We start from the raw sequence: 22,609 nt of genomic DNA on the forward strand, positions 1-22,609 counted from the left end.
CAACATATTCTAAGCCGCGGATATCCGATTGAAGCTCACAGCCCTGAAGGTGCTTTCTTGAATATCCTCAATAAAATTCGCCCATGGAGCCCGCAGCAGCGTGCATTGATTGTCCCCTTTCCGGCAAAACGGGATCTGGCCGAGCGCAAATCCATGGCAACGAGCGCCGATGGCCCGATTGTCGCGTTTTTCACCGAAGGCAGTTTCTACGAGCAGGAAAAGGAGCGTATGGCCCATTCGGCGGAACGGATCGGGTTGAAAGTATATGCAACCGCAGTGCCCAGCGCCGGCAGCTGGGTGCTGAATGCCGGGCTGAAACCCGGCTTCCTGCTCCAGGAAAGGGCGAGGCTTCGCGGACCGATACTTTATGTCGATGTTGATGCCGTCTTCCATCGCAATCCCTGGCCGGAGCTTCGTAAACTCGAATGCGACATTGCTGCCTACTATGAATTTGATGAACGCCTCATCAGCGCGACCATTCTCATCAACGATACGCCTGGTGCGGCGCAGCTCATCGACCGCTGGCGGGAAGGCTGCCTTGCCAGGCCCGATGTGTGGGATCAGGTCGTTCTGGAAGAAATCATCGCCGAGGATGCGGCAAGTGCGACGCCGCAATTTCGTGTGGTCAGGTTGCCCGCTTCATTCTGCTGGATATTCGATCGGGTCGAGAATGGTTCTGTTGGCCACGTCTTCATCGAGCAGCTACAGGCAAGCCGCGAGGCGACCAAGCGCAAACGCTGGTTTGGCCGCATCGGCAAACGCCTGAAGCGCCGCCGTGATAGGGTCGAAGAAATCGAGCGCGTTCTAAAGGATGATGACTGAGGAACGCTTCAAGCGAAGCTTCAACGGGAGCCAAACCAGATCACAGCATGTCGCCGAGCGTCCAGTGGTTGTTCCATCGTGCATCGATCTCGTCCTCGACGCTCTGATAGCGAATATCGGTGGAAAGGCGCAGTCTGTGCTGGCTGTCCTGATTGGTGGTGGAGGCGTGGATCATGAATGGTGAATGGAGCATGACGTCGCCTGCCTCATAGTTGGCGACCAGCCAGCGTGTATCGAAGCGTTCCGCCATGTCGGGCAGATCCTTCGAAACCCAGCCACCCTCCGTCATTTTTCGATTATAGGCGCTCACGCGTTCCTCAGGATCGAGATCCCTGTTGTTTTCGCCAAACTCCCGCTCCATGTCGAGGCCGATCGCGTGCGATCCCTCCAGATAGGTCAGACCGCCCATTTCGATCGGGATATCGCCGATCGGTATCCATGACGTCACGATCCGGCTGGTGCCGCCGCGAAGATAGACCAGATCATAATGGGCTGGCGTCGCTGTCGTCGTTCCCGGCCGAACATGGCGCATGATCTTGCGCTTGTGCAGATAGGAGATGCCCGACAGGAATTCGTCCATGAAGCGCGAGAGGCGCGGTTGCGCGCAAAAGCCCTCATAGGCGACCGAGCGGACCAGAGACATCAGGCAACGATCGACATCCCGGCTTTCCGGCGCCAATGCGGACGATATTCCATCCCTTGGGTCCGTTCCCTTCTCTATCAGCCCTGTTTTCGCCATATGACCGAAGACCCAGCCGCGAAAATCGATCACGTCCTTGCGCGGCAGAAATCCCTTGAGCCACACATAGCCGTTCTCCTCGTAGAGCGTGCGGATTGCCTCGACGCCGATGCCCGGATCGGTCGGGGTGAGATAACCGAGCCGATGGGGCGCGGTGGAGAGAACCTTTCCATTGGCAACAAGGTTGAATACGCTCTCGCCGGAGGACACGACCTGCATCGAAATCGACATTTCACTCGCCCATGTTTCGAAATGATTGCCCATTGAATCTAGCAATCAGTGATGCTTCACTACATGGACGAAAATCACACTGGACTTTTCGCTCATCATGAAACCGGCAACACATGCCATATACCGCTCGCCGCTTGCCGCCGCCGGAGGGCTGTCGGTCACCGGCAGCGGAAAGCAGCATGCCATGCATGCAGTCAAGGCACGGAAGCTGCCAAGCTATGCGGTGGTTCTCGTCGAGAGCGGCCAGGGTTTTCTCGAAACGGATGCCGGCGGCCGCAGAAGCGTGAAAGGCCCGGCGCTCTTCTGGCTCTTTCCGAACCGCCAGCATTCGTATGGCCCCGATGCTGAAGGCTGGAGCGAACGATGGGCACTTTTCGAAGGCTCTCTCGTGCGCGACTTCCTGCGCCTTCGCCTCATCAGCGAGCAGAATCCGCTCACCATCCTGCGTAATCTCGACAATATTCAGCGTCTCTTCGGTTCTATCCATGACGACCTGATCGAAGACACCAACCTGTCGAGAGCCGCTGCTTCATCCGCTCTTCATCAGATCGTCATTCTGGCTGCACGGCAAGCGAGCCAGGCCGTTCTCTCCCCTCAGCAAGGCTTGGATGTCGGTGAAATCATCGAAGCGCTTCGCCAAAGAGCGACACAATCCCTTGATATGGCAGCCTTTGCCGCGGAATACCAAATGTCACCCGCAACGCTGCGCCGTAAAATCACGGCGGAAGTCGGGCTGCCGCCGAAGGCCTTTCAGCTCCGCCTGCGCATGGACCACGCGAAGGAGTTGTTGACGATGACGGACGACAAGATCGAGATCATCGCTTCGAAAGTCGGATTCGATGATCCATTCTACTTCTCTCGGCTATTCCATGAGCGCGAAAATTGCACGCCGCGCGAATTCCGCGCCCGCTACCGGAGAAACTAATCGATCAAAATATGTCGAACTCGTCATAGCGGCCCACCCTTATTACGCCACATCATTACCCGAGGGCTCCCGCTCCAAATTCCGGCGCCGCCAGGCCGCCGGCGCCTCCCCCACCCGCTTGCGGAAAAAGCGCGAGAAATAGGCGGGATCTTCAAAGCCCACCTCGCGACCGATGTCCTCAACGGAGCGGATAGTGAACATCAGCAGGCGCTTGGCTTCGAGCAGCCGCCGGTCCAAGAGCATTTCCTTGACGGTATGGCCGAATACCTCGCGCGCCGCCTTGTCGAGCAGATGCGGCGTCGTGGCGAGCAACTCGACATAGTTGCCCACCGGCCAATCGCTTTTGTAATGCCTGTCGACAGCGCTGCGCAGCGCCAAGGCAAGCGCCACGATCGGCGAGGCCGACGGCAGTGCCGCGCTACCGCCGAGCCGGTTCATCAGCGACAGTACAACACCGATCAGCCCCAGCATGATCTTTTCGCTCTGACCGCCGCGCTCGCGATACTCGGCACTGACCATTTGCAGCAGTGCATCAACCTTCTGCCAGGAAGGGTCGCGTGGATGAGCTGATAGAAAGGTCGGTAGATCGAGGCTCAGATCTAGCTGGGGCGCCAGCGCCTTTAAAGTATCATCCGATATCGAGACAACGATGGCGTCGGACTGATCATCGACATCGAATCCATGAATGATGTTGCTCGGCACGAAGCTGATCGTCGGAGCGGAAAAATTCCAAGTCCGATCCTCGATTCGGTAGCGACCACCACCCTTGTACCAATAGGTGATTTGCCCCATCAGCGGGTGTTTATGAGGCGCGACATGCCCGAAATGCAGCGTCTTACGATCCATGACCGTTTCCACATGCAGGAATCCGACATCCAGCGCCCGGCTCGGCACGCCATAAACAAAGAAATTCGGGATTTCGCTCTTCTGCGACATGCCGGAAAAAGTACCAGCGAATTGCCCCCTTTGTCCATGGTCGCGGCAATGCTTCGGACGTAGCATTGGCAATGATCTCGAGGGAGGAATACGAGATGCGAGCTGAAGATCACCGCCGCGATAAGACCCGTCCGTTTACCGGCGCCGAATATCTGGAAAGCCTGCGCGACGGCCGCGAAGTCTATATCAATGGCGAGCGCATTGCCGATGTGACCGCGCACCCTGCCATGCGCAATTCAGTCCGTTCGCTCGCCCGCATGTACGACGCGCTGCACGACGAGAAGACCAAGGAACGCCTGACTTCGCCGACAGATACGGGATCGGGCGGCTATACTCATAAATACTTCCGCGTGGCGAAATCTTCCGCCGAGCTTGTTGCCCAGCAGGGCGCCATCGCCGATTGGGCACGCATGTCCTACGGCTGGATGGGTCGTACCGCCGACTACAAGGCGGCCCTCATGAACACGCTCGGCGCCAATGCCGATTGGTACGGACCATTCAAAGACAATGCGCTTTCCTGGCACAAGCGCGCGCAGGAATCCGTGCTTTTCATGAACCACGCGATAGTCAACCCGCCGATCGACCGCCATAAGCCGGCTGATGCCGTGAAGGACGTTTTCGTCCACATCACCAAGGAAACTGATGCCGGCATCTATGTCTCCGGAGCCAAGGTGGTGGCGACGTCTTCGGCGCTGACCCACTATAATTTCCTTGCCCAGAGTTCGGCGACGGTCACGGAAGACCCATCACTCTCGGTCATGTTCATCGTTCCGATGAATGCGCCTGGTATCAAGATGTTCTGCCGCGTCTCCTATGAGCAGACCGCCAATACTGTGGGACATCCCTTCGACTACCCGCTGTCGTCACGCTTCGACGAGAATGACGCGATCCTGGTGCTCGACAATGTCTTCGTGCCTTGGGAGGACGTGCTCGTGCTGCGCGACGCGGCAAAGATCCTCTCCTTCCATCCCGCCTCGGGCTTCATGCATGGCTATTGCTTCCAGGGCTGCACCCGTTTCGCCGTGAAGCTCGATTTTATTGCCGGATTGCTGGCCAAGGCGCTGCGCGCGACCGGAGGCGATGCCTTCCGCGGCAACCAGGCGGCGCTCGGAGAGGTCATCGCGCTTCGCCACATGTTCTGGTCCTTCTCCAACGCCATGGCCTATAATCCGCAGCCTTGGGCCAATGGCGCGGTACTGCCGAACATGGAAGCCGCCCTCTCCTATCGCACCTTCATGTCGGAGGCCTATCCGCGCGTCATCGAAACCGTGCGCAAGGTCATCGCGTCGGGCCTGATCTATCTGCCCTCTTCGGCCAAGGATTTCGGCAATCCGGAGATCGACCGCTATCTCGCGCAATATGTGCGCGGTTCCAACGACATGGGCCATATCGAGCGCATCAAGATCATGAAGCTGCTCTGGGACGCCACCGGCACCGAATTCGGCGGACGCCACGCCCTTTACGAGCTCAACTATGCCGGCGCGCCGGAGGAAGTCCGCCTGCAGGTGCTGAAGGGCGCCGAGCGTGGCGGGCGGCTGAAGGAGATGGAAGCGCTCGTCGATCAATGCATGAGCGATTACGACGAAAACGGCTGGACCGGAGACACGTGGCTGCCGCCGCTGGGTGGTACCTCCCCCGTTCGCAACGCCGCCGAGTGAGGATGTTGCCATGGAGGAGCAACTCTCGAAAACCGAATTTCGCAACGCCATGGCCAGGGTCTGCGCGCCGGTCAACGTGATTACCACCAATGGCCCAGCCGGCCGCGGTGGCTTTACGGCGACGGCCATGTGCAGCGTCACCGACGAGCCGCCGACGCTGCTAGTCTGCATGAACAGCCGCTCGGCGCAAACAAGCCTCTTCCTCGATAATCGCCGCTTCTGCGTCAATGTCTTGACACAGGAGCACAAGGAACTGGCCGGCTATTTCGCCGGCCAGCGCGCCGACATGGAGGAGCGCTATGCCGCCGCGGAATGGATCAACTTCCGCTCCGGCAGCCAGGCACTTTCCGACGCCATCGTCTCTTTCGATTGCCGCCTGACGGAAGCGCGCCTGGTCGGCACGCACCATATTTTCATCGGTGAAGTCATGGATATCCGCAGCCGCAAGGACGGACATGCGCTGCTCTATTTCGACCGCAACTACGTGCATGTGCCGACCCAGACGGGCAGCTTCGGCGGCTAGGGCCGAGGTTGGGTAAAGAGAATAAGCTGTTCACACGTGAGAAGTCGGGAGGACTCAATGCCGCATCTCGCCATCGAATATTCGGCCAATCTGGACGGCCGCGCCGATATCGGTGCGCTCTGCGAGCGGCTGCTGAAGACGGTCCTGGAAACCGGGCTTTTCGAGGTCGGGGCTGTGCGGGTGCGCGCCTTTCGCGCCGATCACTATGCCATCGCCGACAAGCTACCCAAAAACGCCTTCGTCGACCTGAACTTCCGCATCGGCAAAGGCCGCACCGACGACGAAAAGAAGCGCACCGGCGGAGCAATCTTCGCCGCAGCGATCGACGTTCTCGGCCCACTTTTCGAGACGCCGCATTTTGCCCTTTCGCTTGAGATCCGCGAGATCGATGCGGAACTGAGCTGGAAGAAGAACGCCATCCATCCGCGGCTTCGCGGCAAGTGACATTCCCTTCGCGGGACGACATAACACCAAAGGAATAGACGATGTCCAAACTGCAGGAAAACATCGCAAAGGCGGAAGGCTTTCTCGCCCGTTTCAAGGATCGCGGTGTTCTCAACCGCATCAATGGAGAGGATGTTCCAGCCGATGACGGTTCGGCTTTCGAGACCATTTCGCCTGTCGATCTGAAGCCGCTTGCCACCATTGCACACGGCAAGGCAGCCGACATCGATCGTGCGGCAAAAGCCGCAAAGGCTGCCTTCGCAGAGTGGGCCGCCATGCCCGGCGAAACGCGCAAGAAGCTTCTTCACAAGATCGCCGATGCAATTGTGGCCCGCGCCGAAGAGATCGCCTTCGTCGAATGCATGGACACCGGGCAGTCGCTGAAATTCATGGCCAAGGCCGCACTGCGCGGTGCGGAAAACTTCCGCTTCTTCGCCGATCGCGCGCCGGAAGCCCGCGACGGCAAGACGTTGCGTGCCGAAGGTCAGGTGAACCTGACGACACGCGTGCCGATCGGCCCGGTCGGCATCATCACGCCCTGGAACACGCCCTTCATGCTGTCGACCTGGAAGATCGCGCCGGCGCTTGCCGCCGGATGCACCATCGTCCACAAGCCGGCCGAATTCTCGCCATTGACGGCCCGCCTGCTGGTGGAGATCGCCGAAAACGCTGGCCTCCAGAAGGGGGTATGGAACCTCGTCAACGGCTTCGGCGAAGACGCCGGCAAGGCTCTCACGGAACATCCCCTAATCAAGGCGATCGGCTTCGTTGGCGAAAGCCGCACCGGCTCGATGATCATGAAGCAGGGCGCCGATACGCTGAAGCGTGTGCATTTCGAGCTCGGCGGCAAGAACCCGGTCATCGTCTTTGCCGATGCCGATCTGGAACGCGCCGCCGATGCCGCCGTCTTCATGATCTATTCTTTGAATGGCGAGCGCTGCACCTCGTCCTCGCGCCTGCTGGTCGAGGAAAGCATCTACGACAAGTTCACCGCGATCGTCGCCGAGAAGGCCAGGCGCATCAAGGTCGGCCATCCGCTTGATCCGGAAACAGTCGTCGGCCCGCTCGTCCATCCCGTGCATGAAAAGAAGGTGCTGGAATATATTCAGATCGGCCGCTCGGAAGGTGCGAGGCTGGCCGCAGGCGGCGAAAAGGTCAACGGTCCTGGCGGTGGCTGCTACGTCTCGCCCACACTCTTCACCGGCGCCAACAACCAGATGCGCATTGCTCAGGAAGAAATCTTCGGGCCGGTGCTGACCGCCATTCCCTTCAAGGATGAAGCCGATGCGCTGGCGCTGGCCAACGACGTGCAATACGGCCTGACCGGTTATCTCTGGACCTCGGACGTCACCCGCGCCTTCCGCTTCACCGATCACCTCGAAGCCGGCATGATATGGGTCAATTCGGAAAACGTCCGCCATCTGCCGACACCCTTCGGCGGGGTCAAGAGCTCCGGCATCGGCCGTGACGGCGGCGACTGGTCTTTCGATTTCTACATGGAAACCAAGAATATCGCTTTTGCCACCAAGCCGCACACGATCCAGAAACTCGGTGGCTAAGCCGCCAATATCCATAAATATGCATAGGAGGAGGAACAAATGCCCCTGCCGAAACCCAATCTCTATCCGCCTTTCAACATCGTGCGCCTCAGCCATATCGAATTCGGCGTCACCGATCTTGCCAAGTCCCGCGCCTTCTATGTCGACACGCTCGGCCTGCAGGTGACGGATGAAACGGCCGATACGATCTATCTCCGGGCAATGGAGGAACGCGGTCACCACTGCATCGTGTTGAAGAAATCCGACAAGGCCGAAGCCCGCGATCTCGGCTTCAAGGTCTTCAGCGACGAGGATCTCGACAAGGCTGCGCATTTCTTCAAGGGCAAGGACCTGCCGGTCGAATGGATCGAGCGCCCCTATCAGGCGCGCACCTTCCGTACCCGCGACCCGCATGGCATTCCCCTCGAATTCTATTCGAAGATGGACCGTCTGCCGCCGATCCATCAGAAATACGCACTCTACAAGGGCGTGAAGCCGCTGCGCATCGACCACTTCAACTGCTTCTCGACCAATGTCGACGAGAGCGTCGCCTTCTATAATGAGCTCGGCTTCCGCGTGACCGAATATACCGAGGATGCGGAAACCGGCCGCCTCTGGGCCGCCTGGACGCATCGCAAGGGCGGCGTCCACGACATCGCCTTCACCAACGGCCGCGGACCGCGCCTGCACCACACCGCCTTCTGGGTGCCGACGCCGCTCAACATCATTGACTTGCTCGACCTGATGGCGACAACAGGCTGGGTCGCCCATATCGAGCGCGGCCCGGGGCGCCACGGCATCTCGAACGCCTTCTTCCTCTATATTCTCGATCCCGACGGCCACCGCATCGAGATCTATTGCTCGGACTACCAGACCGTCGATCCCGATCTGGAGCCAATCAAGTGGGATCTCAAGGATCCACAGCGCCAGACATTGTGGGGCGCACCCGCTCCCAAATCCTGGTTCGAACATGGTAGCCTGTTCGCCGGTGCGGAAGTCGCCGAGCCTCATCTGAAGGCACAGCCGATTATCGCGCCTTAAGCGTTACCCTTGAGAGCGGACGAAAACGCCCGCTCCTCATCAACGTTCGAAAGCGCGAGGAGTCCGTCATGAATTTGAAAGACACAACATTGTTCCGGCAGGCCGCATTGGTCGGCGGCGAGTGGATCGAGGCCGATCCCTCCAATGCGATCAAGGTCGACAACCCCGCAACGGGCGAGATCATCGGCCTCGTTCCCAATCTGGGCGCGGCCGAGACCAAAAAGGCGATTGCCGCAGCCGAAGCCGCGCAGAAGGAATGGGCCGTCCGCACCGCCAAGGAGCGCTCCGGCATCCTCAGGCGCTGGTTCGAGCTGATGATGGAAAACCAGGACGATCTCGGACGCATCCTGACGGCGGAACAGGGCAAGCCCCTGCCCGAAGCCAAGGGCGAAATCGCCTATGGCGCCAGCTTTATCGAATGGTTCGCCGAGGAAGCCCGCCGCGTCTATGGCGACATCATCCCCGGCCACCAGAAGGACAAGCGCATCCTCGTCATGAAACAGCCGATCGGCGTCGTCGCGGCGATCACACCCTGGAATTTCCCGAATGCGATGATCACACGCAAGGCCGGCCCGGCCTTTGCCGCCGGCTGCGCCATGGTACTGAAGCCTGCCTCGCAGACACCGTTTTCGGCGATCGCCATTGCGGTCCTTGCCGAGCGCGCCGGCCTGCCGAAGGGCCTTTTCAGCGTTCTCACGGGCTCAGCCCGTGCCATCGGCGGTGAGATGACCGCAAGCCCGGTCGTGCGCAAGCTCACCTTCACCGGCTCTACCGAAGTCGGCGCCGAGCTCTACAAGCAGAGCGCGCCGACCATCAAGAAACTCGGGCTGGAGCTTGGCGGCAATGCGCCCTTTATCGTGTTCGACGATGCCGATCTGGATGCCGCCGTCGAAGGCGCGATGATCGCCAAATTCCGCAACAATGGCCAGACTTGCGTCTGTGCCAATCGTCTCTACGTGCAGGATGGCGTTTATGATGCCTTTGCCGAAAAACTCTCGAAGGCGGTCGGCTCGCTGAAGACTGGTAACGGCTTCGATGAAGGCATCAATCTCGGCCCGCTGATCGACGAGGCAGCTCTTACCAAGGTCGAAGAGCATGTCGCCGATGCCCTTTCCAAGGGCGGCCGCGTCGTCGCCGGCGGTCATCGTCATCAGCTCGGCGGACGCTTCTATGAGGCAACGGTGCTTGCCGACGTGACCCCTGCCATGGCGGTCGCAAGAGAAGAAACATTCGGGCCGGTCGCTCCCCTCTTCCGCTTCAGGGATGAAGCCGATGTCATCGTCCAGGCCAACGACACCGAGTTCGGCCTTGCCTCCTATTTCTATGCCAAGGATCTTGCCCGCGTCTTCCGCGTCGCCGAAGCGCTGGAATATGGCATGGTTGGTGTCAATACTGGCCTGATCTCGACGGCCGAAGCGCCGTTCGGCGGCGTCAAGCTCTCAGGCCTCGGCCGCGAGGGTTCGCGCTACGGCATCGAGGAATTCACCGAAATCAAATATGTCTGCCTCGGCGGCGTCGTCTGAGGTCAAGAGAAGGCCGCGAAAGCATGACCCATCCAAGATTCCTGTCTTTTTCGAGAAGCGGCCGTCATGGCTACGGGCTTGTAGTCGACGGCGGTGTCGTCGACCTCTCGGCTCGCCACGGCGCGACATGGCCAACGCTGCGCGACGTGATCGAGGCCGGTCGCCTCGTTCAACTCGCCGAGGAAGCCAAGACGTTGAAGCCGGATTTCGCGCTCGACGACATCCGCTTCGAAATCCCGATTCCGTCGCCCGAAAAGATCATTTGCGTCGGGGTCAATTTCCCTGACCGCAATGAGGAATACAAGGATGGGCAGGCAGCGCCGCCCAATCCCTCGTTGTTCATCCGCTTTCCGCGGTCGTTCACGGGGCACGGCCAGCCCTTGATCCGGCCGCCGGAAAGCCCACAGCTCGACTATGAAGGCGAGGTCGTCATCGTCATCGGCAAGGGCGGCCGCCGGATCGCCGAGGCCGACGCCTTCTCCCATATCGCAGCCCTGTCGCTCTGCAACGAGGGCACGATCCGCGACTGGGTGCGTCACGCGAAGTTCAACGTTACCCAGGGCAAGAACTTCGACAATACCGGCTCGATCGGCCCCTGGCTGATCCCCTTCACCGATGCGGCCCAGCTCGAAGACATTGCGCTCACGACCCGCGTCAACGGTGAGGTGCGCCAGAGCGACCGCAGCAGCCGGATGATCTTCTCCTTCCGCAAGATCATCAACTACATCTCCACCTTCACTACGCTCGTTCCCGGCGACGTCATCATCACCGGCACGCCGACGGGCGCCGGCGCCCGCTTCGATCCGCCGATCTGGCTAAAGCCGGGCGATGTCGTCGAAATCGAGGCCGATGGCCTTGGCATCCTGAAAAATACCATTGCTGACGAGGTGCGCTGATGTTGTCGCAAGATGAAATCCAGGCTGCGGCCGAAAGCCTCGATCAGGCGGAGCGGACGCGCGTCCAGACCGGGCTACTCTCGCTCAAGCATCCCCAGATGACGATGGACGATTCCTATGCCGTCCAGAGCGCCTGGGTGCAGAAGAAGATCGCGAGCGGCCGCAAGCCGATCGGCTGGAAGATCGGGCTGACATCGAAGGCGATGCAATACGCCCTCAACATCAACATTCCGGATTCCGGCGTGCTCTTCGACGACATGGTCTTCGAAGATGGCGCTACCGTGCCGGCCGACCGCTTCATCCAGCCGCGTATAGAGGCCGAGATCGCCTTCGTCATGAAAGCGCCGCTCAAGGGCTCGAACATTTCGATCTTCGATGTGCTGAACGCCACCGACTATGTGACGCCGGCTCTTGAGATCCTCGACACGCGTATCCTTCGCGTCGATCCCGATACGAAAAAGGCGCGCACCATCGTCGATACCATCTCCGACAATGCCGCCAATGCCGGCATCGTCACCGGCGGCCGCGCTGTGCGGCCCGGTGAGATCGACATGCGCTGGATGGGTGCGATCGTCAGCCGCAATGCCGAAGTGGAGGAAACCGGGCTTGGCGCCGGCGTGCTCAACCAGCCTGCACGTGGCATCGCCTGGCTTGCCAATCGACTGTCGCAATATGGCGACGGCATCGAAGCCGGCCAGATCGTGCTCGCCGGCTCGTTCATCCGCCCGATCGAGGCGCGGCATGGCGATACGATCAACGCCGATTTCGGGCCCTACGGATCGGTCAGCCTGTTCTTTGCATGAAGGAGTGAACCATGCCGGCACTTCAGGGGCATCCGGCTTACCCAGATATGCAGGTGGAAGTTGAAAAGGCGCTTACAAAAATCCAGTCGCACGACAAGGCAGCCGGCATCCTGATCGGCGATCTCTCGCTGGTCAAACGCTATCTCGAACTTGGCGCCACCTTCGTCGCGATTGGCAACGACGTTACCCTGCTTGCCAATGCCACAATCAAACTCCTTGACGATTTCAAGAAGGCGGATGCCGCCAAGCCGCCTCAAGACGTCGAGGTCTATTAACCGCTGAGGCCGCTGCAGTCATAGCTCGTGAATTGCGTATTCAATGGATCAATAAAACCGAAGCGGCTCCTCACTCTTCACCGACCGAGCCATTCTCCAATTTCAAGGCCGCCAATTCATCCAGCATATCGAGAAGCTTCTCGACGCGCTCCACGCCGAAGCGAGCATCGATATCTGCATAGACCTTCAGGCTCTCGGGCATCACGTCCTCGACAACTGCCTCCCCAGCCGCCGTGATCTGCAACAACACCCTGCGGCCATCGGCATCATCCTTATGCTTGGTGATGAAACCGCGCTCTTCGAGTGAACGGATCATACGCGTCAGGCTCGGGGCAAGAATGGATGCCTTGTCTGCGAGTTCCGTGGCGTCGAGCTTGCCGCCTTCGTAGAGAACGCGAATGACGCGCCATTGCTGCTCGGTCACGTCATGCGCCGCCAGGATCGGTCGAAAATGACTCATGACCGCTTCGCGGGCACGCAGAAGTCCGATCGCCAGGGAACGGCGGCGGTCCAGCAGCGGCCGCTTGGGTTGTGTCCTTATCGAGTCCGACTCTGGGCGCGGCTTAACGCCGTTATCTGCTTTGCTCTGCATTGGGCATGTTCGCTTCGGTTACGATTCTCATTGATTAACATGAGAATCATTCAAAACAAGGCGACTGCTAGATACCGCCAATAAGAGAGCGACGCTATCATGAGGAACTTCGTTGGCTGGCCTCACGGCACTTGCACGAGGCGGCCGCTGCCTCTGATTTCGGAACGCCGCAGCACCGGATGTCCGTAAAGTTCGATATTGCCGCTTCCGTTGATCGAGACATCCGCATCCGCAACAGCTGCGACTTGCGCATCACCGCTGCCGTGAATTCTAATCTTCACGGATTGAGCCGCTAGGTCCTTGAGACGCGCCGTGCCCGAACCGGAAACATCCAGATCGATAGTGCGTGCACTTCCAGTCGCCGTAACGCTGCCGCTTCCGAATATACTCAAGCGCAGATCGGCCTGATCGAGCTGCGACAAGACGAGGTCTCCACTGCCATGCACCTTCCAATCGGTAACGAGCGGCCCTGATAGGCTGACATTGAACTTGGAGTTGGACCAGCCCGGATTGCAATCCAGGCTCAGCCTGCCGCCCTGCAGCCGCACATGATCGAGAAGCGCTGGATCACCGCTGACGATGGCCTCCGCCTTTCCACCCGGCTGATACTCAACAGAGGCCGGAATATCGATCGCCAAGCTTCCGTTGGAGCTAAACGGCAGGATAACCTGCTGCCGGCCGGAGGCCGCAGATCCGCAACTGGATTGCGTAACGCCCCACCAATGTCCTGCATTGGCCCAATCCGGCCCGGAAAGCCCGATGCCAAGGGCGATAAAGACGAATGCACAAATCAGTCCGGTCGTCGCAATAGTCGCCAATTTTCCGTTCATTGTTCATTTCCTCCAACGATTCGCGGCCCAGCTCTCAAGCGCGGCTTTCGTCTACCTGCGCCAAGCGAAAGTGCAGCCGGGCATATCGCCCGAGCATGCGAATCCCCAAACTCAACCCCATCAGCAGTAGGGCCCCGCCACCCACGAAGCAGCTCACCAGCCCGGCGCCAACGAGCAGACGAGCCAGCATGCCGATGGAGGGCAAGCCGACGTGAAACAGCACGGTCGTCACGACAATCTTCAGACCGACGACCCCAACGGCCACCAAAGCGATCGCAAGGCCGAGCGTCACGAACAGTGCCGCAAACAGCAGAGGCAACAGGAAGAGGATATCGACGAGGGCAAGGCCTGCCAGCGCCATCATGGCAGCCAACAGGTTCGGTACGCTCCACTGCGCCTCGAAACGACGTAGCCCGGCATCTGCGCGCAATTCCCTTGCGATCCTGGCGGGATCGCCCAGCGCGGTGCAAACCTCCTCCTCGCTTCGACCTGACGCCTGGGATTCGGAAAAATGGGCAGCATAGTCGGCAACGATATCGTCGATCTCGTGCGGAGGCAGGCCTGCAAGCCCCAATCTCAGCGTGCGCAAAAAGGCTTCCCTGGTCATGGCAAATCCTCAAGTAGCTTGTCGACGGAGCTTGCTAACGTGCGCCAGTCGCGGCGATGCGCTTCGAAAATCGAACGCCCCAGCGGCGTGAGCCGATAATATTTGCGCGGCGGCCCATTGCTCGACTCGACAATGCGGGTCGCGACGAGGCCGTCATTCTGCATCCGGCGCATCAGCGGGTAGATCGTTCCCTCGCCCATGCCGACCGCCGCCACAAGTGTGCTCGCAATCTCATAGCCGTAGCTTTCGCCCCGGGAGAGTACGGCCAGGACGCAAAGATCGAGTACGCCCTTTCGCAATTGAACTTGGATCGAGTCAGTCATGAACGCCTCAGCTTTCCGGGGAGGATATAACAAGCTATCTGTTTATGCAAGATAGCGGGCGTACCGTGCTTTTAATCGCGCCGCTTTCAACAAGCAGCGGGCGCGAAGAAGCATGTACTAATCACGCGCGGACATGAGTATTGAAACTAGGCCGCGAATCCGCTCAGATCACCACATGGCGAAAACGATACGAATAGCAGCCGCCCTGATACTTCGCCCGGATGGAAAAACGCTGCTTGTGCGCAAGCGCGGCACGGTTGCCTTTATGCAGCCGGGGGGCAAGATCGAGCCGCAGGAAACGGCGGAGGCCGCCCTTGTCAGAGAGCTCTTCGAAGAGTTGGGCCTTATGGTAGAGACAAGTGATCTGAGTTTGCTCGGCCACTTCCAGGCGCCGGCCGCCAACGAGCCGGACCATACCGTCATTGCAGATATATTCCGACTGCGCGTGGGCGATGCTGAAATCGAAGCAACGGCCGAGATCGAGGAGATCCGCTGGATTTCACCCCAAAATCCGCAGGGTATCGTCATGGCGCCGCTCACCGAGCATCATGTCCTGCCGCTTCACCGACAACAAAGTATATCCTCCGGCAACTAACATCCGATTCCGGCAGGACCGGTCCTCGATACGGCTACCCGGAGAGGCCTCCAACGTTAATGGAGTGACCGAAGGCGCAAGTCTGGAAAGTGAAAACTGGGAAAATAACAACTTTGGACTTTCAGCCCCTCATGTCTAATATAACTATATCTTATCGCAACATAATATCTTTTAATCGTGCCGATTTCTATTGAAAGCAGAAACAGCATTTCATACATAAGTAAAGAGTGCCACGGGAGGCGGAAATGACAACACAAAATACTATCATAAACGAAAGGTTTCTTGAGCTGACGAGCAAGATCGTCGCCGCCTACGTCCTTAACAATAAGGTCGCGACGAGAGATTTATCGAAGCTTATCACGGAAACCTATTCCGCACTTGCAGGCTCTCAGCAATTTCTGCCGTCGGTATCGCCAACGGAAAGGCTGCAGAAGCCGGCGGTTCCGATCAAGAAATCCATCACGGATCATTATCTTGTGTGCCTGGAAGACGGCGGGAAATACAAATCCCTAAAACGGCACCTGAACAGCAAGTATGGTCTCACGCCCGAAGAGTACCGAAGGAAATGGGGCTTGCCTGCGGATTATCCAATGGTGTGTGCCTCCTATGCCGCCGCAAGATCGACGTTGGCCAAGAAGGCTCTCCTGGGCCACACCAAGGACACGAGCGACACTCCTCCGGCGGCTGAGCCGCGCCGCCGGCAACGCAAAGCCGGATAATCGGCAGCGCTTCGCCAGGCGCCGCGAGCGTGCTGTTTTTTCTAATGAGCAGTCATTCTTGCGTGAGCAAACTAATCCGGCGGCTGGCACATCGATAGAGACCGCCTTTTGCAGGCGAAGCTAGTATGTGATCCGTACCAGCGCCCTGCCCTCACCCATCGCTCTGCAAGCGACCAACACTCATCCCATCATGAGTTTTCGATTGTCCTCGCGTTGACGGTGATCGCGCGGCCGGCAAACCAGCCATTGATCGCAGCGCCTAGACCGAGCAGCGCGAACAATACCGCGCACCAGGCAAAGCTTCCCGTCCAGCCATGGATCATACCAACCACGAGCGGACCAATTGCAGCGAGCAAATAACCGACGAATTGCGCCATGCCGGAGAGATGCGCTGCGACTTGCGCATCAGGCGAACGTAGCACGATGACGGTCAGCGCTACCGCGATCAATCCACCCTGGCCAATACCCTGAAGCACGGCCCAGAACCAGACCGTCCACAGCGGAGCGAAAAGCAGACCCAGCAAGGCGATGACGGCGATCGCGCACAGGCCGACATTGATGACCCGCTGATCCTTACCCTTGACAGCGATATGTGGGGCCACAAGGCATGCGGCCGCCTGCACCATGACCGAGGCCGATACGATGACGCCAGCCGTTACACCGTCAAGACCACGCTCGCGCAGAATAGGCACGAGCCAGCCGAAGACGCAGTAGGCAAGCGCCGACTGCAGCCCCATGAAAAGCGTCACCTGCCAGGCGATGCGGTCACGCCATAAACCGGTGACGCGGAAGCCGGTACGTCGCGCCTGGCTATGTGCTCCGATCACCTGCGGCAGCCAGAGAAGTCCGACGGCGAAAGCAGGCAAGGCCCAGATGGCGAGCGCGCCGCCCAGTGAACCGCCGAGAGCATGTTCGACAGGAAGCGTGAAGCCGGCCGCGCTCGCCGCGCCGGCGCATAGCGCCATCGTATAGCAACCTGTCATGAGCGCTGCTCTGTCGGGAAAATCGCGCTTGACCACGCCCGGTAGCAGTACATTGCCGATCGCAATGCAGGCACCAGCCAAGCCGGTTCCCAAGAACAGCAGCGCACTCGAGGAAAAACCCCGCAATGCTGTGCCCAGCGCAAGCAGGAAAATGACGCCGAGAAGAACACGCTCGGTACCCATGCGTTGCGCGAGCCTTGGTGCAAGCGGCGAGAACAGTCCCATGCAGATGACGGGCAAAGTCGTGAGAATGCTGGTGCCGAAGGCGGAGAGACCAAGCCCGGTCCGTATCTCCGGCAAAAGCGTCGATGCGCTCGAAAAGACCGGCCTCAGGTTGAAAGCGATAAGCACAAGGCTTGCACCCAGCAGAAACCTGCCGATCGGCGATTTGCCTCCATGCGGCAGCGGCGCTGGAACTTCATCGGCCTCGGCATCGATCAACTCGACCGAGGCGGGATTTTGCGATGGCATGGTCATGACATAAGCAACCGATCAAGAGCAGCGACGATGGGGGCCATGAAGTGGCGCACGGCTCTGTCGGCCGCTTCGGGACTGCCGCTTTCGATGGCATCGACGATGGCGATATGCGCCTGCATATCCGGCTCGGGAATATCCTCACCGAGCGTCGCCTCGATGGTTTCAGCGATCGAGAACGAGAAGAACTCATAGATTTCGATCATGGCCCTGTTCTGCGAGGCAGCAACGACGGCCCTGTGAAAGGCAAGATCGCGCTCGACGAATGCGGCCTTATCACCGCCCGTATAATTGCCGCGGGCAACCAGCAAGGCGCGCAACTGTGAAACGACGTCCGGTGAGTGGCGCAGCGCGGCAAGCCGCGCGGCCTCGACCTCCAGCGCAAGCCGGGCTTCGAACTGATCCCTCAATCCAGCGCGGCGCGCCATATCCAGAGGAAGACTGACATCCTTGTTCGACCGAACATAGGTCCCGGATCCCTGCCGGGTTTCGAGATAGCCTTGGGACACCAGGACCCTCACCGCCTCGCGGATCGTGCCGCGACTGACTGAAAGCATGGACGAGAGGGAGGCTTCATTCGGCAGCCTTTCCCCGACCAGCCAGCGTCGGGCGGTAATTTCACTGCGGATTGCCTCGACGGCTGTATCCGCAAGCGTCGTTTTTGTCAGAGCGCGCATGGCTGAACTTTCATCAAGTCATCGGATGACTTTATCACTTAGGCAATACTCGATGCCTCGTCAATGATTTTCACCAGACAAATGACCGCCTAGCCATGCCGCCTCACCCTTTCGAAGAAGAGCAGCAAGCCAAGCCCCAGCAAACCGGCAGCGGCCCCGATGAGCGCCGTTCCGGAATAATTGCTGACGGCCGTGCCGATCGCGAAAAGAAGGGCGCTAAGCCCTGCGCTTAGAAAGATATTGACCGAAATCAGGGCACTGCCCAAACCCGGGCGCTCGGCAATCAGATCCTGCAGGTAGGTAATTGGGATGCTGATCAGGGCAGCCGCCCCAATCCCGCTGACGAGGGTCAGCGCATAGACATGCCAGGGGGCGGACGCCAATCCGAGCAGGACCAAATAGAAGATATAGATCACCGTGCCGATCGCCAGCGCCATGACGTGGCTCATGATCCGCTGCGCACGTCCCCAGACGACGATGAAGATGATTTCGAGAAGGGCGACGATCCCAACCAAAATGCCGATATCCGCCACGGTTCCGTGCGCCGCGCCAGTGACGATAAGCGGCAGGATGGCGCCATTGACATGCAGTGTACTGCTGATCAGCGCGACGGCGATTAGCCGCACGAAGACCGGCGGCGAAATGACCTCACCCAGCGCCGCAAGATAGGAGAGATGATGTACCGCGGCCTTGTCTATGCCATTCTGGCGCGGCAGAAAAATCGCGATCAATCCGAAACAGGCGACGCAGGCGAGACCGGCGAAAAGATAGGCAGGCAGCATGCTCGCCGAATTTGCAAGCAGCGCTCCGGTTATGCCGGGAACAAGTACCCAGGAAAGGGAGATCATCGCTCGCACGCCGGAATTGACGGTGGCGACATCGTTGCGCTCCATTTCCCTCGTTGCAACGCGGACATTGGCAAAGAGCAGCGAGTTGAGCGAGCCATAGATGGGCAGAAAGAACAAGGCGCTGAGCACGAAAGTCGCCTGCGCCGGTACGACATAAATGGCGCCGTAACCCAGCACGCCGAAAGCGGTGACCGTCAGCATCATGACTCGATATTGGCCGAGCCTGTCCGCCAGATTTCCAAGCAGAATACTGACGACGACATTCACCGCTGCCGCGCAGAAAATCAGCGTCGAATAGAGCCCATTGCTGAGGCCGAGCTCGCGGATACCGACGACCGATTGATAGGGTGACGTCGCGGCTCCGGCAAAACCAAAGGCGAAAATGGCAAGCATGCTCACCCGTATGATCGGGTCGCGGAAAACATCGGGAAGAAGGCGGGTCATTGGCGGGATCGAGAATGTTGCAAATCACGCCTTCATCCGAGGCGCTGGATATCCTTCCGTCAAAGCTGGTCGGGACGCAAATGGTTGCATTGCGCTTGAGCTCTTCGGACGTGAATTGTCCACATCATTCATCATATCAATCACAGCGACTTAGTGTTCAGCCGGGCATTGCGCGCGAATAGGCAGCCAGAATGAAGCGTTCGGCCTGGAACAGGTATTTTTCCAGCGCCTCGGCGGCTCTCGCCGAAGCCCCCTCCTCCAGATGCGCAAGAATAGTCGCGTTCTGGCCGACATAGGGAGCGTGCAGATATTCTGGATCGCGGATCAGCCCGAAGACGAGGCGCAGTTCCAGCGAAATCTGTGCATAGAAGGCAGAAAGCCTGGGACTGTCGGCAAGCTCGACGATCGCGGCGTGAAAGGCGATATCGGCGCTGCCGACCTCCAGCCATTCGCCACGGTCGCGATGCTGGACGGCGGCATCGATGGCGGCACGCATCTTGTCGACGCTTGGGTGGCGGTGATGTGCATTGGCGAGTGCCGAACACTCGATCAGACGGCGAATCTGGAAGATATCCATGATCGTCGATATACTCGGCGTAGTAACGAAGACGCCGCGATTGGCCTCATGACGCAGCACGCCCTCTTTCGTCAGCAGCCGGAAAACCTCGCGCAGCGTGTTGCGCGAGACCTGCAATTCCTCGCAAAGAGCAGCCTCCGATAGATGGCTGCCAGGCGAAAGCGTGCCGCTGATCACGCGCTCGCGGATGCGGGCGGCGGTCAGTTCCGCAACCGTCTGCCCCGTCTCCACGACGGCCGCCGGCTCGATGCTGGCAAGATTTGTCTGCTTCATTCGCTCTCCCGGCATCTGCATTCAATCGTCTCAAACGCCCGCGATATCAGGCGATTGCTGAAAAGCGATCGGGTATTCCGCTTGCCTGGGGCAGACGCCTGTCGACGTCCAGATTCGGCGGAAGATTTTGCGCAGATTTGCCCCCATTTTTGATTGGCAATATGAAAATTGTTGAACAATATAGACCAGATTGTCGTTTGATGCTATCTCACGCCATAACAAATATAATGGGAACGCAGATACAGATGTTCGTGAGACGCTTGTCTTATAGAAAAACATCGCCTGATTTTGTCAGGCTGCAACAGGTGTCGGCATGAGCACGCTGCGGTCCGATCTTGATGGCGGTTTCAGCGAGCGCGCCTGCATCATCGATGCAAAGAACAGCACGGCAATCATCGCGGATGCCATGAACGACCTGCCCAATACCGAGGTAAGCGCATGATGACTGCCGCAGGCGACACCAAACCGGTTCTATCTGTAGCGGATCTGACTGTGCGGTTCGGCGAAAACCGCGTGGTCGAGGGACTTTCCTTTTCGGTCGAACCGGGGCGGACGCTCGCAGTTGTCGGCGAATCCGGTTCAGGCAAATCCGTGACCTCGCTTTCGATCATGCGCCTCGCCGATATGATGGGCGCGCGCTTTGAGAGTGGAAGCATCCTCTTTAACGGCAAAGACCTGCTGAAACTAACGCAGAAGGACATGCGTGCAGTTCGCGGCAAGGAGATCGCCATGATCTTCCAAGAGCCGATGACCTCGCTCAACCCTGTCTTCACCATCGGCGACCAGATCTGCGAGGCCCTTCTCCTTCATGAGAAGACCGGCAAATCCACTGCCATGAAGGAAGCGCGGCGCCTGCTGGAAATGGTGCGCCTGCCGGACGCGGAAGCCCTCTTGAGCCGCTATCCGCATCAGCTTTCCGGCGGCATGCGCCAGCGCGTCATGATCGCCATGGCGCTGGCCTGCCGCCCGAAGCTGCTGATCGCCGACGAGCCGACGACCGCCCTCGATGTGACGATCCAGGCGCAGATCCTCAACATCATGCGGGACCTGCAAAAAGATCTCGGAATGGGCATGATCTTCATCACCCATGACATGGGTGTGGTTGCCGAAATGGCCGATGATGTCGTTGTCATGTGGAAGGGCAAGAAGGTCGAGGAAGGCCCGGTTCGCGAGATATTCGCCAACCCCAAGCATCCCTATACGAAGGCACTTCTCGCCGCAGTGCCAAAGCTTGGCAGCATGACCGGTCAAGATTTTCCAAAGCGCATACCGCTGACTGTCCTCGACGGCGGCGAGACGAAGATCGTCGGCGAGGAGCGGGTTCAGAATACCGCCCGCTACGACCAGCAGCCGCTCCTATCCGTACGCGACCTCTTCGTACGCTTCGATATCAAGAAGAACATATTCGGCAAGGTCACGCATCGCTGCAGTGCCGTCCAGAAGGTCGCTTTCGATATTCATCCCGGCGAAACCTTGGCCCTCGTCGGTGAATCCGGCTCCGGCAAGTCAACGATCGGCCGCACCATTCAGCAATTGCAGAAAGCGCGCTCCGGCGAAATCACCTTCAGCGGCAAGAGTTTCGCAGCCATGTCGGCGCTGGAGCGCTTTCGTCTGCGGCGCGACGTGCAATACATTTTCCAGGATCCTTTCGCCTCGCTGGACCCGCGCAAGACTGTGGGATTCTCGATTGCGGAGCCGATCAACACCCATGGCATCATCTCCGGATCAAAGGCGGTACGCCGCCGAGTAGACGAGCTTCTGGAGCGCGTCGGTCTGACGTCGGCCCATGCCGAACGCTATCCGCATGAGTTTTCCGGTGGTCAGCGCCAGCGCGTCTGCATTGCCCGTGCCCTGGCCTCCAATCCCAAGCTCATCATCGCCGACGAAGCGCTTTCCGCGCTCGACGTGTCGATCCAAGCCCAAATCATCAATCTCTTGATGGATCTCCAGGCCGAACATGGGCTCGCCTATCTGTTCATCAGCCACGACATGGCTGTGGTGGAAAAGATCAGCCATCGCGTTGCCGTCCTTTATCTCGGCCAGATCATGGAGATCGGTAGCCGCCGCCAGGTCTTCGAAACACCGATGCATGCTTATACGCAGCGCCTTCTCTCGGCCGTACCGATCGCCGATCCGACGCAGGAGCGCAGAAGCACCCTGCTGGAAGGCGAGATCCCCAATCCCGTCCGCCGCGTCGGCGACGAGCCGCCGATCCTGGCTCATGAGGAAATCACCTCGGGCCACTTCATCGCCAAGAGCGCCTGAACGACTACCAACCACCGCATCGATCTGAAGAGGAAACAGGTTCAATGA

The 22,609-nt window shown here is 59.2% G+C and carries 25 protein-coding genes; 15 read left to right on the forward strand and 10 right to left on the reverse strand.

Annotation, left to right across the window (positions count from 1 at the left end):
• The first annotated feature begins 57 nt into the window (after positions 1-57).
• Positions 58-822: a putative nucleotide-diphospho-sugar transferase gene (locus ACYJRZ_RS16980; protein WP_459460788.1), complete on the forward strand. Its 765-nt coding sequence runs from the start codon at positions 58-60 to the stop codon at positions 820-822.
• 40 nt (positions 823-862) lie between these two features.
• Here ACYJRZ_RS16980 and ACYJRZ_RS16985 read toward each other — a convergent pair whose 3' ends face one another.
• Positions 863-1,792: a phytanoyl-CoA dioxygenase family protein gene (locus ACYJRZ_RS16985; RefSeq protein WP_459460790.1), complete on the reverse strand. Its 930-nt coding sequence runs from the start codon at positions 1,790-1,792 to the stop codon at positions 863-865.
• Positions 1,793-1,889: 97 nt separating this feature from the next.
• Between ACYJRZ_RS16985 and ACYJRZ_RS16990 the strand changes: the two genes are divergently transcribed.
• Positions 1,890-2,717 carry a helix-turn-helix domain-containing protein gene (locus ACYJRZ_RS16990; RefSeq protein WP_459460792.1) on the forward strand — a complete coding sequence of 276 codons (828 nt, stop codon included), beginning with the start codon at positions 1,890-1,892 and terminating at the stop codon, positions 2,715-2,717.
• Positions 2,718-2,759: 42 nt separating this feature from the next.
• Here ACYJRZ_RS16990 and ACYJRZ_RS16995 read toward each other — a convergent pair whose 3' ends face one another.
• Positions 2,760-3,653: a helix-turn-helix domain-containing protein gene (locus tag ACYJRZ_RS16995; protein WP_459460794.1), complete on the reverse strand. Its 894-nt coding sequence runs from the start codon at positions 3,651-3,653 to the stop codon at positions 2,760-2,762.
• A 95-nt stretch (positions 3,654-3,748) separates the two neighbouring features.
• Here ACYJRZ_RS16995 and ACYJRZ_RS17000 point away from each other — a divergent pair, with 95 nt between their 5' ends.
• The 9 genes from ACYJRZ_RS17000 to ACYJRZ_RS17040 all read left to right on the forward strand — a co-directional run bounded on the left by ACYJRZ_RS17000 (position 3,749) and on the right by ACYJRZ_RS17040 (position 12,354).
• Positions 3,749-5,311: a 4-hydroxyphenylacetate 3-hydroxylase N-terminal domain-containing protein gene (locus tag ACYJRZ_RS17000; RefSeq protein WP_459460795.1), complete on the forward strand. Its 1,563-nt coding sequence runs from the start codon at positions 3,749-3,751 to the stop codon at positions 5,309-5,311.
• Positions 5,312-5,321: 10 nt separating this feature from the next.
• Positions 5,322-5,834, forward strand: coding sequence for a flavin reductase (locus ACYJRZ_RS17005; protein ID WP_015342805.1), 513 nt, complete (start codon positions 5,322-5,324; stop codon positions 5,832-5,834).
• 57 nt (positions 5,835-5,891) lie between these two features.
• Positions 5,892-6,278 (forward strand): 5-carboxymethyl-2-hydroxymuconate isomerase, encoded by a 387-nt coding sequence (locus ACYJRZ_RS17010; RefSeq protein ID WP_459460797.1) that lies wholly within the window; start codon positions 5,892-5,894, stop codon positions 6,276-6,278.
• A 41-nt stretch (positions 6,279-6,319) separates the two neighbouring features.
• Positions 6,320-7,837: a 5-carboxymethyl-2-hydroxymuconate semialdehyde dehydrogenase gene (hpaE, locus tag ACYJRZ_RS17015; protein ID WP_459460799.1), complete on the forward strand. Its 1,518-nt coding sequence runs from the start codon at positions 6,320-6,322 to the stop codon at positions 7,835-7,837.
• Between the two features lie 39 nt (positions 7,838-7,876).
• Positions 7,877-8,857 (forward strand): 3,4-dihydroxyphenylacetate 2,3-dioxygenase, encoded by a 981-nt coding sequence (gene hpaD / locus ACYJRZ_RS17020; protein ID WP_459460801.1) that lies wholly within the window; start codon positions 7,877-7,879, stop codon positions 8,855-8,857.
• 68 nt (positions 8,858-8,925) lie between these two features.
• Positions 8,926-10,380, forward strand: coding sequence for an NADP-dependent succinate-semialdehyde dehydrogenase (gabD, locus tag ACYJRZ_RS17025; RefSeq protein WP_459460803.1), 1,455 nt, complete (start codon positions 8,926-8,928; stop codon positions 10,378-10,380).
• A 23-nt stretch (positions 10,381-10,403) separates the two neighbouring features.
• Entirely contained in the window at positions 10,404-11,276 is an 873-nt protein-coding gene (locus ACYJRZ_RS17030) for a fumarylacetoacetate hydrolase family protein (RefSeq protein WP_459460805.1), read from the forward strand.
• Positions 11,276-12,079, forward strand: a complete 804-nt coding sequence (hpaH, locus tag ACYJRZ_RS17035) for a 2-oxo-hept-4-ene-1,7-dioate hydratase (RefSeq protein ID WP_459460806.1) — start codon at positions 11,276-11,278, stop codon at positions 12,077-12,079. Before ACYJRZ_RS17030 ends, hpaH begins: the two co-directional genes overlap by 1 nt.
• 11 nt (positions 12,080-12,090) lie before the next feature.
• Positions 12,091-12,354 (forward strand): hypothetical protein, encoded by a 264-nt coding sequence (locus ACYJRZ_RS17040; RefSeq protein ID WP_459460808.1) that lies wholly within the window; start codon positions 12,091-12,093, stop codon positions 12,352-12,354.
• A 70-nt stretch (positions 12,355-12,424) separates the two neighbouring features.
• Here the strand turns inward: ACYJRZ_RS17040 and hpaR are convergent, their stop codons facing one another.
• From hpaR to ACYJRZ_RS17060, 4 genes are all read right to left on the reverse strand, one after another.
• Positions 12,425-12,946, reverse strand: a complete 522-nt coding sequence (hpaR, locus tag ACYJRZ_RS17045) for a homoprotocatechuate degradation operon regulator HpaR (RefSeq protein ID WP_459460810.1) — start codon at positions 12,944-12,946, stop codon at positions 12,425-12,427.
• Between the two features lie 122 nt (positions 12,947-13,068).
• A complete protein-coding gene (locus ACYJRZ_RS17050; protein WP_459460812.1) occupies positions 13,069-13,776 on the reverse strand; it encodes a GIN domain-containing protein in 708 nt (235 codons plus the stop codon).
• Positions 13,777-13,810: 34 nt separating this feature from the next.
• Positions 13,811-14,383, reverse strand: a complete 573-nt coding sequence (locus ACYJRZ_RS17055; RefSeq protein ID WP_459460814.1) for a DUF1700 domain-containing protein — start codon at positions 14,381-14,383, stop codon at positions 13,811-13,813.
• Positions 14,380-14,706: a PadR family transcriptional regulator gene (locus ACYJRZ_RS17060; RefSeq protein ID WP_459460816.1), complete on the reverse strand. Its 327-nt coding sequence runs from the start codon at positions 14,704-14,706 to the stop codon at positions 14,380-14,382. Before ACYJRZ_RS17060 ends, ACYJRZ_RS17055 begins: the two co-directional genes overlap by 4 nt.
• 175 nt (positions 14,707-14,881) lie before the next feature.
• Here ACYJRZ_RS17060 and ACYJRZ_RS17065 point away from each other — a divergent pair, with 175 nt between their 5' ends.
• Both ACYJRZ_RS17065 and ACYJRZ_RS17070 read left to right on the forward strand, forming a co-directional pair.
• Positions 14,882-15,301: an NUDIX hydrolase gene (locus ACYJRZ_RS17065; RefSeq protein ID WP_459460818.1), complete on the forward strand. Its 420-nt coding sequence runs from the start codon at positions 14,882-14,884 to the stop codon at positions 15,299-15,301.
• Positions 15,302-15,546: 245 nt separating this feature from the next.
• Complete coding sequence (locus tag ACYJRZ_RS17070; RefSeq protein ID WP_459460820.1) at positions 15,547-16,020, forward strand: Ros/MucR family transcriptional regulator; 474 nt, start codon at positions 15,547-15,549, stop codon at positions 16,018-16,020.
• A 188-nt stretch (positions 16,021-16,208) separates the two neighbouring features.
• Here ACYJRZ_RS17070 and ACYJRZ_RS17075 read toward each other — a convergent pair whose 3' ends face one another.
• From ACYJRZ_RS17075 to ACYJRZ_RS17090, 4 genes are all read right to left on the reverse strand, one after another.
• Positions 16,209-17,480, reverse strand: coding sequence for a CynX/NimT family MFS transporter (locus ACYJRZ_RS17075; protein ID WP_459460822.1), 1,272 nt, complete (start codon positions 17,478-17,480; stop codon positions 16,209-16,211).
• On the reverse strand, positions 17,477-18,154 hold the full coding sequence (locus tag ACYJRZ_RS17080) for a FadR/GntR family transcriptional regulator (protein ID WP_459460824.1): 678 nt from the start codon (positions 18,152-18,154) through the stop codon (positions 17,477-17,479). The genes ACYJRZ_RS17075 and ACYJRZ_RS17080 overlap by 4 nt, the downstream gene beginning before the upstream one ends.
• 89 nt (positions 18,155-18,243) lie before the next feature.
• Positions 18,244-19,446: an MFS transporter gene (locus tag ACYJRZ_RS17085; protein ID WP_459460826.1), complete on the reverse strand. Its 1,203-nt coding sequence runs from the start codon at positions 19,444-19,446 to the stop codon at positions 18,244-18,246.
• Between the two features lie 157 nt (positions 19,447-19,603).
• Entirely contained in the window at positions 19,604-20,296 is a 693-nt protein-coding gene (locus tag ACYJRZ_RS17090; protein ID WP_459460828.1) for a GntR family transcriptional regulator, read from the reverse strand.
• A gap of 313 nt (positions 20,297-20,609) precedes the next feature.
• Here ACYJRZ_RS17090 and ACYJRZ_RS17095 point away from each other — a divergent pair, with 313 nt between their 5' ends.
• Positions 20,610-20,738 (forward strand): hypothetical protein, encoded by a 129-nt coding sequence (locus tag ACYJRZ_RS17095; RefSeq protein WP_459460830.1) that lies wholly within the window; start codon positions 20,610-20,612, stop codon positions 20,736-20,738.
• Complete coding sequence (locus ACYJRZ_RS17100) at positions 20,738-22,561, forward strand: ABC transporter ATP-binding protein (RefSeq protein ID WP_459461259.1); 1,824 nt, start codon at positions 20,738-20,740, stop codon at positions 22,559-22,561. The genes ACYJRZ_RS17095 and ACYJRZ_RS17100 overlap by 1 nt, the downstream gene beginning before the upstream one ends.
• The last annotated feature ends 48 nt before the right edge of the window (positions 22,562-22,609 follow it).

The sequence above is a fragment of the Rhizobium sp. No.120 genome (assembly GCF_054558365.1).

Excerpts from the sequence above, each read along its gene's own strand:
- ACYJRZ_RS16985 (WP_459460790.1), bottom strand. The coding sequence starts at position 1,792 with ATGTCGATTTCGATGCAGGTCGTGTCCTCCGGCGAGAGCGTATTCAAC.
- ACYJRZ_RS16990 (WP_459460792.1), top strand. The coding sequence starts at position 1,890 with ATGAAACCGGCAACACATGCCATATACCGCTCGCCGCTTGCCGCCGCC.
- ACYJRZ_RS17000 (WP_459460795.1), top strand. The coding sequence starts at position 3,749 with ATGCGAGCTGAAGATCACCGCCGCGATAAGACCCGTCCGTTTACCGGC.
- ACYJRZ_RS17040 (WP_459460808.1), top strand. The coding sequence starts at position 12,091 with ATGCCGGCACTTCAGGGGCATCCGGCTTACCCAGATATGCAGGTGGAA.
- gabD (WP_459460803.1), top strand. The coding sequence starts at position 8,926 with ATGAATTTGAAAGACACAACATTGTTCCGGCAGGCCGCATTGGTCGGC.
- hpaR (WP_459460810.1), bottom strand. The coding sequence starts at position 12,946 with ATGCAGAGCAAAGCAGATAACGGCGTTAAGCCGCGCCCAGAGTCGGAC.
- ACYJRZ_RS17055 (WP_459460814.1), bottom strand. The coding sequence starts at position 14,383 with ATGACCAGGGAAGCCTTTTTGCGCACGCTGAGATTGGGGCTTGCAGGC.
- ACYJRZ_RS17090 (WP_459460828.1), bottom strand. The coding sequence starts at position 20,296 with ATGAAGCAGACAAATCTTGCCAGCATCGAGCCGGCGGCCGTCGTGGAG.
- hpaH (WP_459460806.1), top strand. The coding sequence starts at position 11,276 with ATGTTGTCGCAAGATGAAATCCAGGCTGCGGCCGAAAGCCTCGATCAG.
- ACYJRZ_RS17095 (WP_459460830.1), top strand. The coding sequence starts at position 20,610 with ATGAGCACGCTGCGGTCCGATCTTGATGGCGGTTTCAGCGAGCGCGCC.
- ACYJRZ_RS17085 (WP_459460826.1), bottom strand. The coding sequence starts at position 19,446 with ATGACCCGCCTTCTTCCCGATGTTTTCCGCGACCCGATCATACGGGTG.
- ACYJRZ_RS16995 (WP_459460794.1), bottom strand. The coding sequence starts at position 3,653 with ATGTCGCAGAAGAGCGAAATCCCGAATTTCTTTGTTTATGGCGTGCCG.
- hpaD (WP_459460801.1), top strand. The coding sequence starts at position 7,877 with ATGCCCCTGCCGAAACCCAATCTCTATCCGCCTTTCAACATCGTGCGC.
- ACYJRZ_RS17005 (WP_015342805.1), top strand. The coding sequence starts at position 5,322 with ATGGAGGAGCAACTCTCGAAAACCGAATTTCGCAACGCCATGGCCAGG.
- ACYJRZ_RS17050 (WP_459460812.1), bottom strand. The coding sequence starts at position 13,776 with ATGAACGGAAAATTGGCGACTATTGCGACGACCGGACTGATTTGTGCA.
- ACYJRZ_RS17010 (WP_459460797.1), top strand. The coding sequence starts at position 5,892 with ATGCCGCATCTCGCCATCGAATATTCGGCCAATCTGGACGGCCGCGCC.
- ACYJRZ_RS17080 (WP_459460824.1), bottom strand. The coding sequence starts at position 18,154 with ATGCGCGCTCTGACAAAAACGACGCTTGCGGATACAGCCGTCGAGGCA.
- ACYJRZ_RS17100 (WP_459461259.1), top strand. The coding sequence starts at position 20,738 with ATGACTGCCGCAGGCGACACCAAACCGGTTCTATCTGTAGCGGATCTG.
- ACYJRZ_RS17030 (WP_459460805.1), top strand. The coding sequence starts at position 10,404 with ATGACCCATCCAAGATTCCTGTCTTTTTCGAGAAGCGGCCGTCATGGC.
- ACYJRZ_RS17070 (WP_459460820.1), top strand. The coding sequence starts at position 15,547 with ATGACAACACAAAATACTATCATAAACGAAAGGTTTCTTGAGCTGACG.
- ACYJRZ_RS17075 (WP_459460822.1), bottom strand. The coding sequence starts at position 17,480 with ATGACCATGCCATCGCAAAATCCCGCCTCGGTCGAGTTGATCGATGCC.
- hpaE (WP_459460799.1), top strand. The coding sequence starts at position 6,320 with ATGTCCAAACTGCAGGAAAACATCGCAAAGGCGGAAGGCTTTCTCGCC.
- ACYJRZ_RS17060 (WP_459460816.1), bottom strand. The coding sequence starts at position 14,706 with ATGACTGACTCGATCCAAGTTCAATTGCGAAAGGGCGTACTCGATCTT.
- ACYJRZ_RS17065 (WP_459460818.1), top strand. The coding sequence starts at position 14,882 with ATGGCGAAAACGATACGAATAGCAGCCGCCCTGATACTTCGCCCGGAT.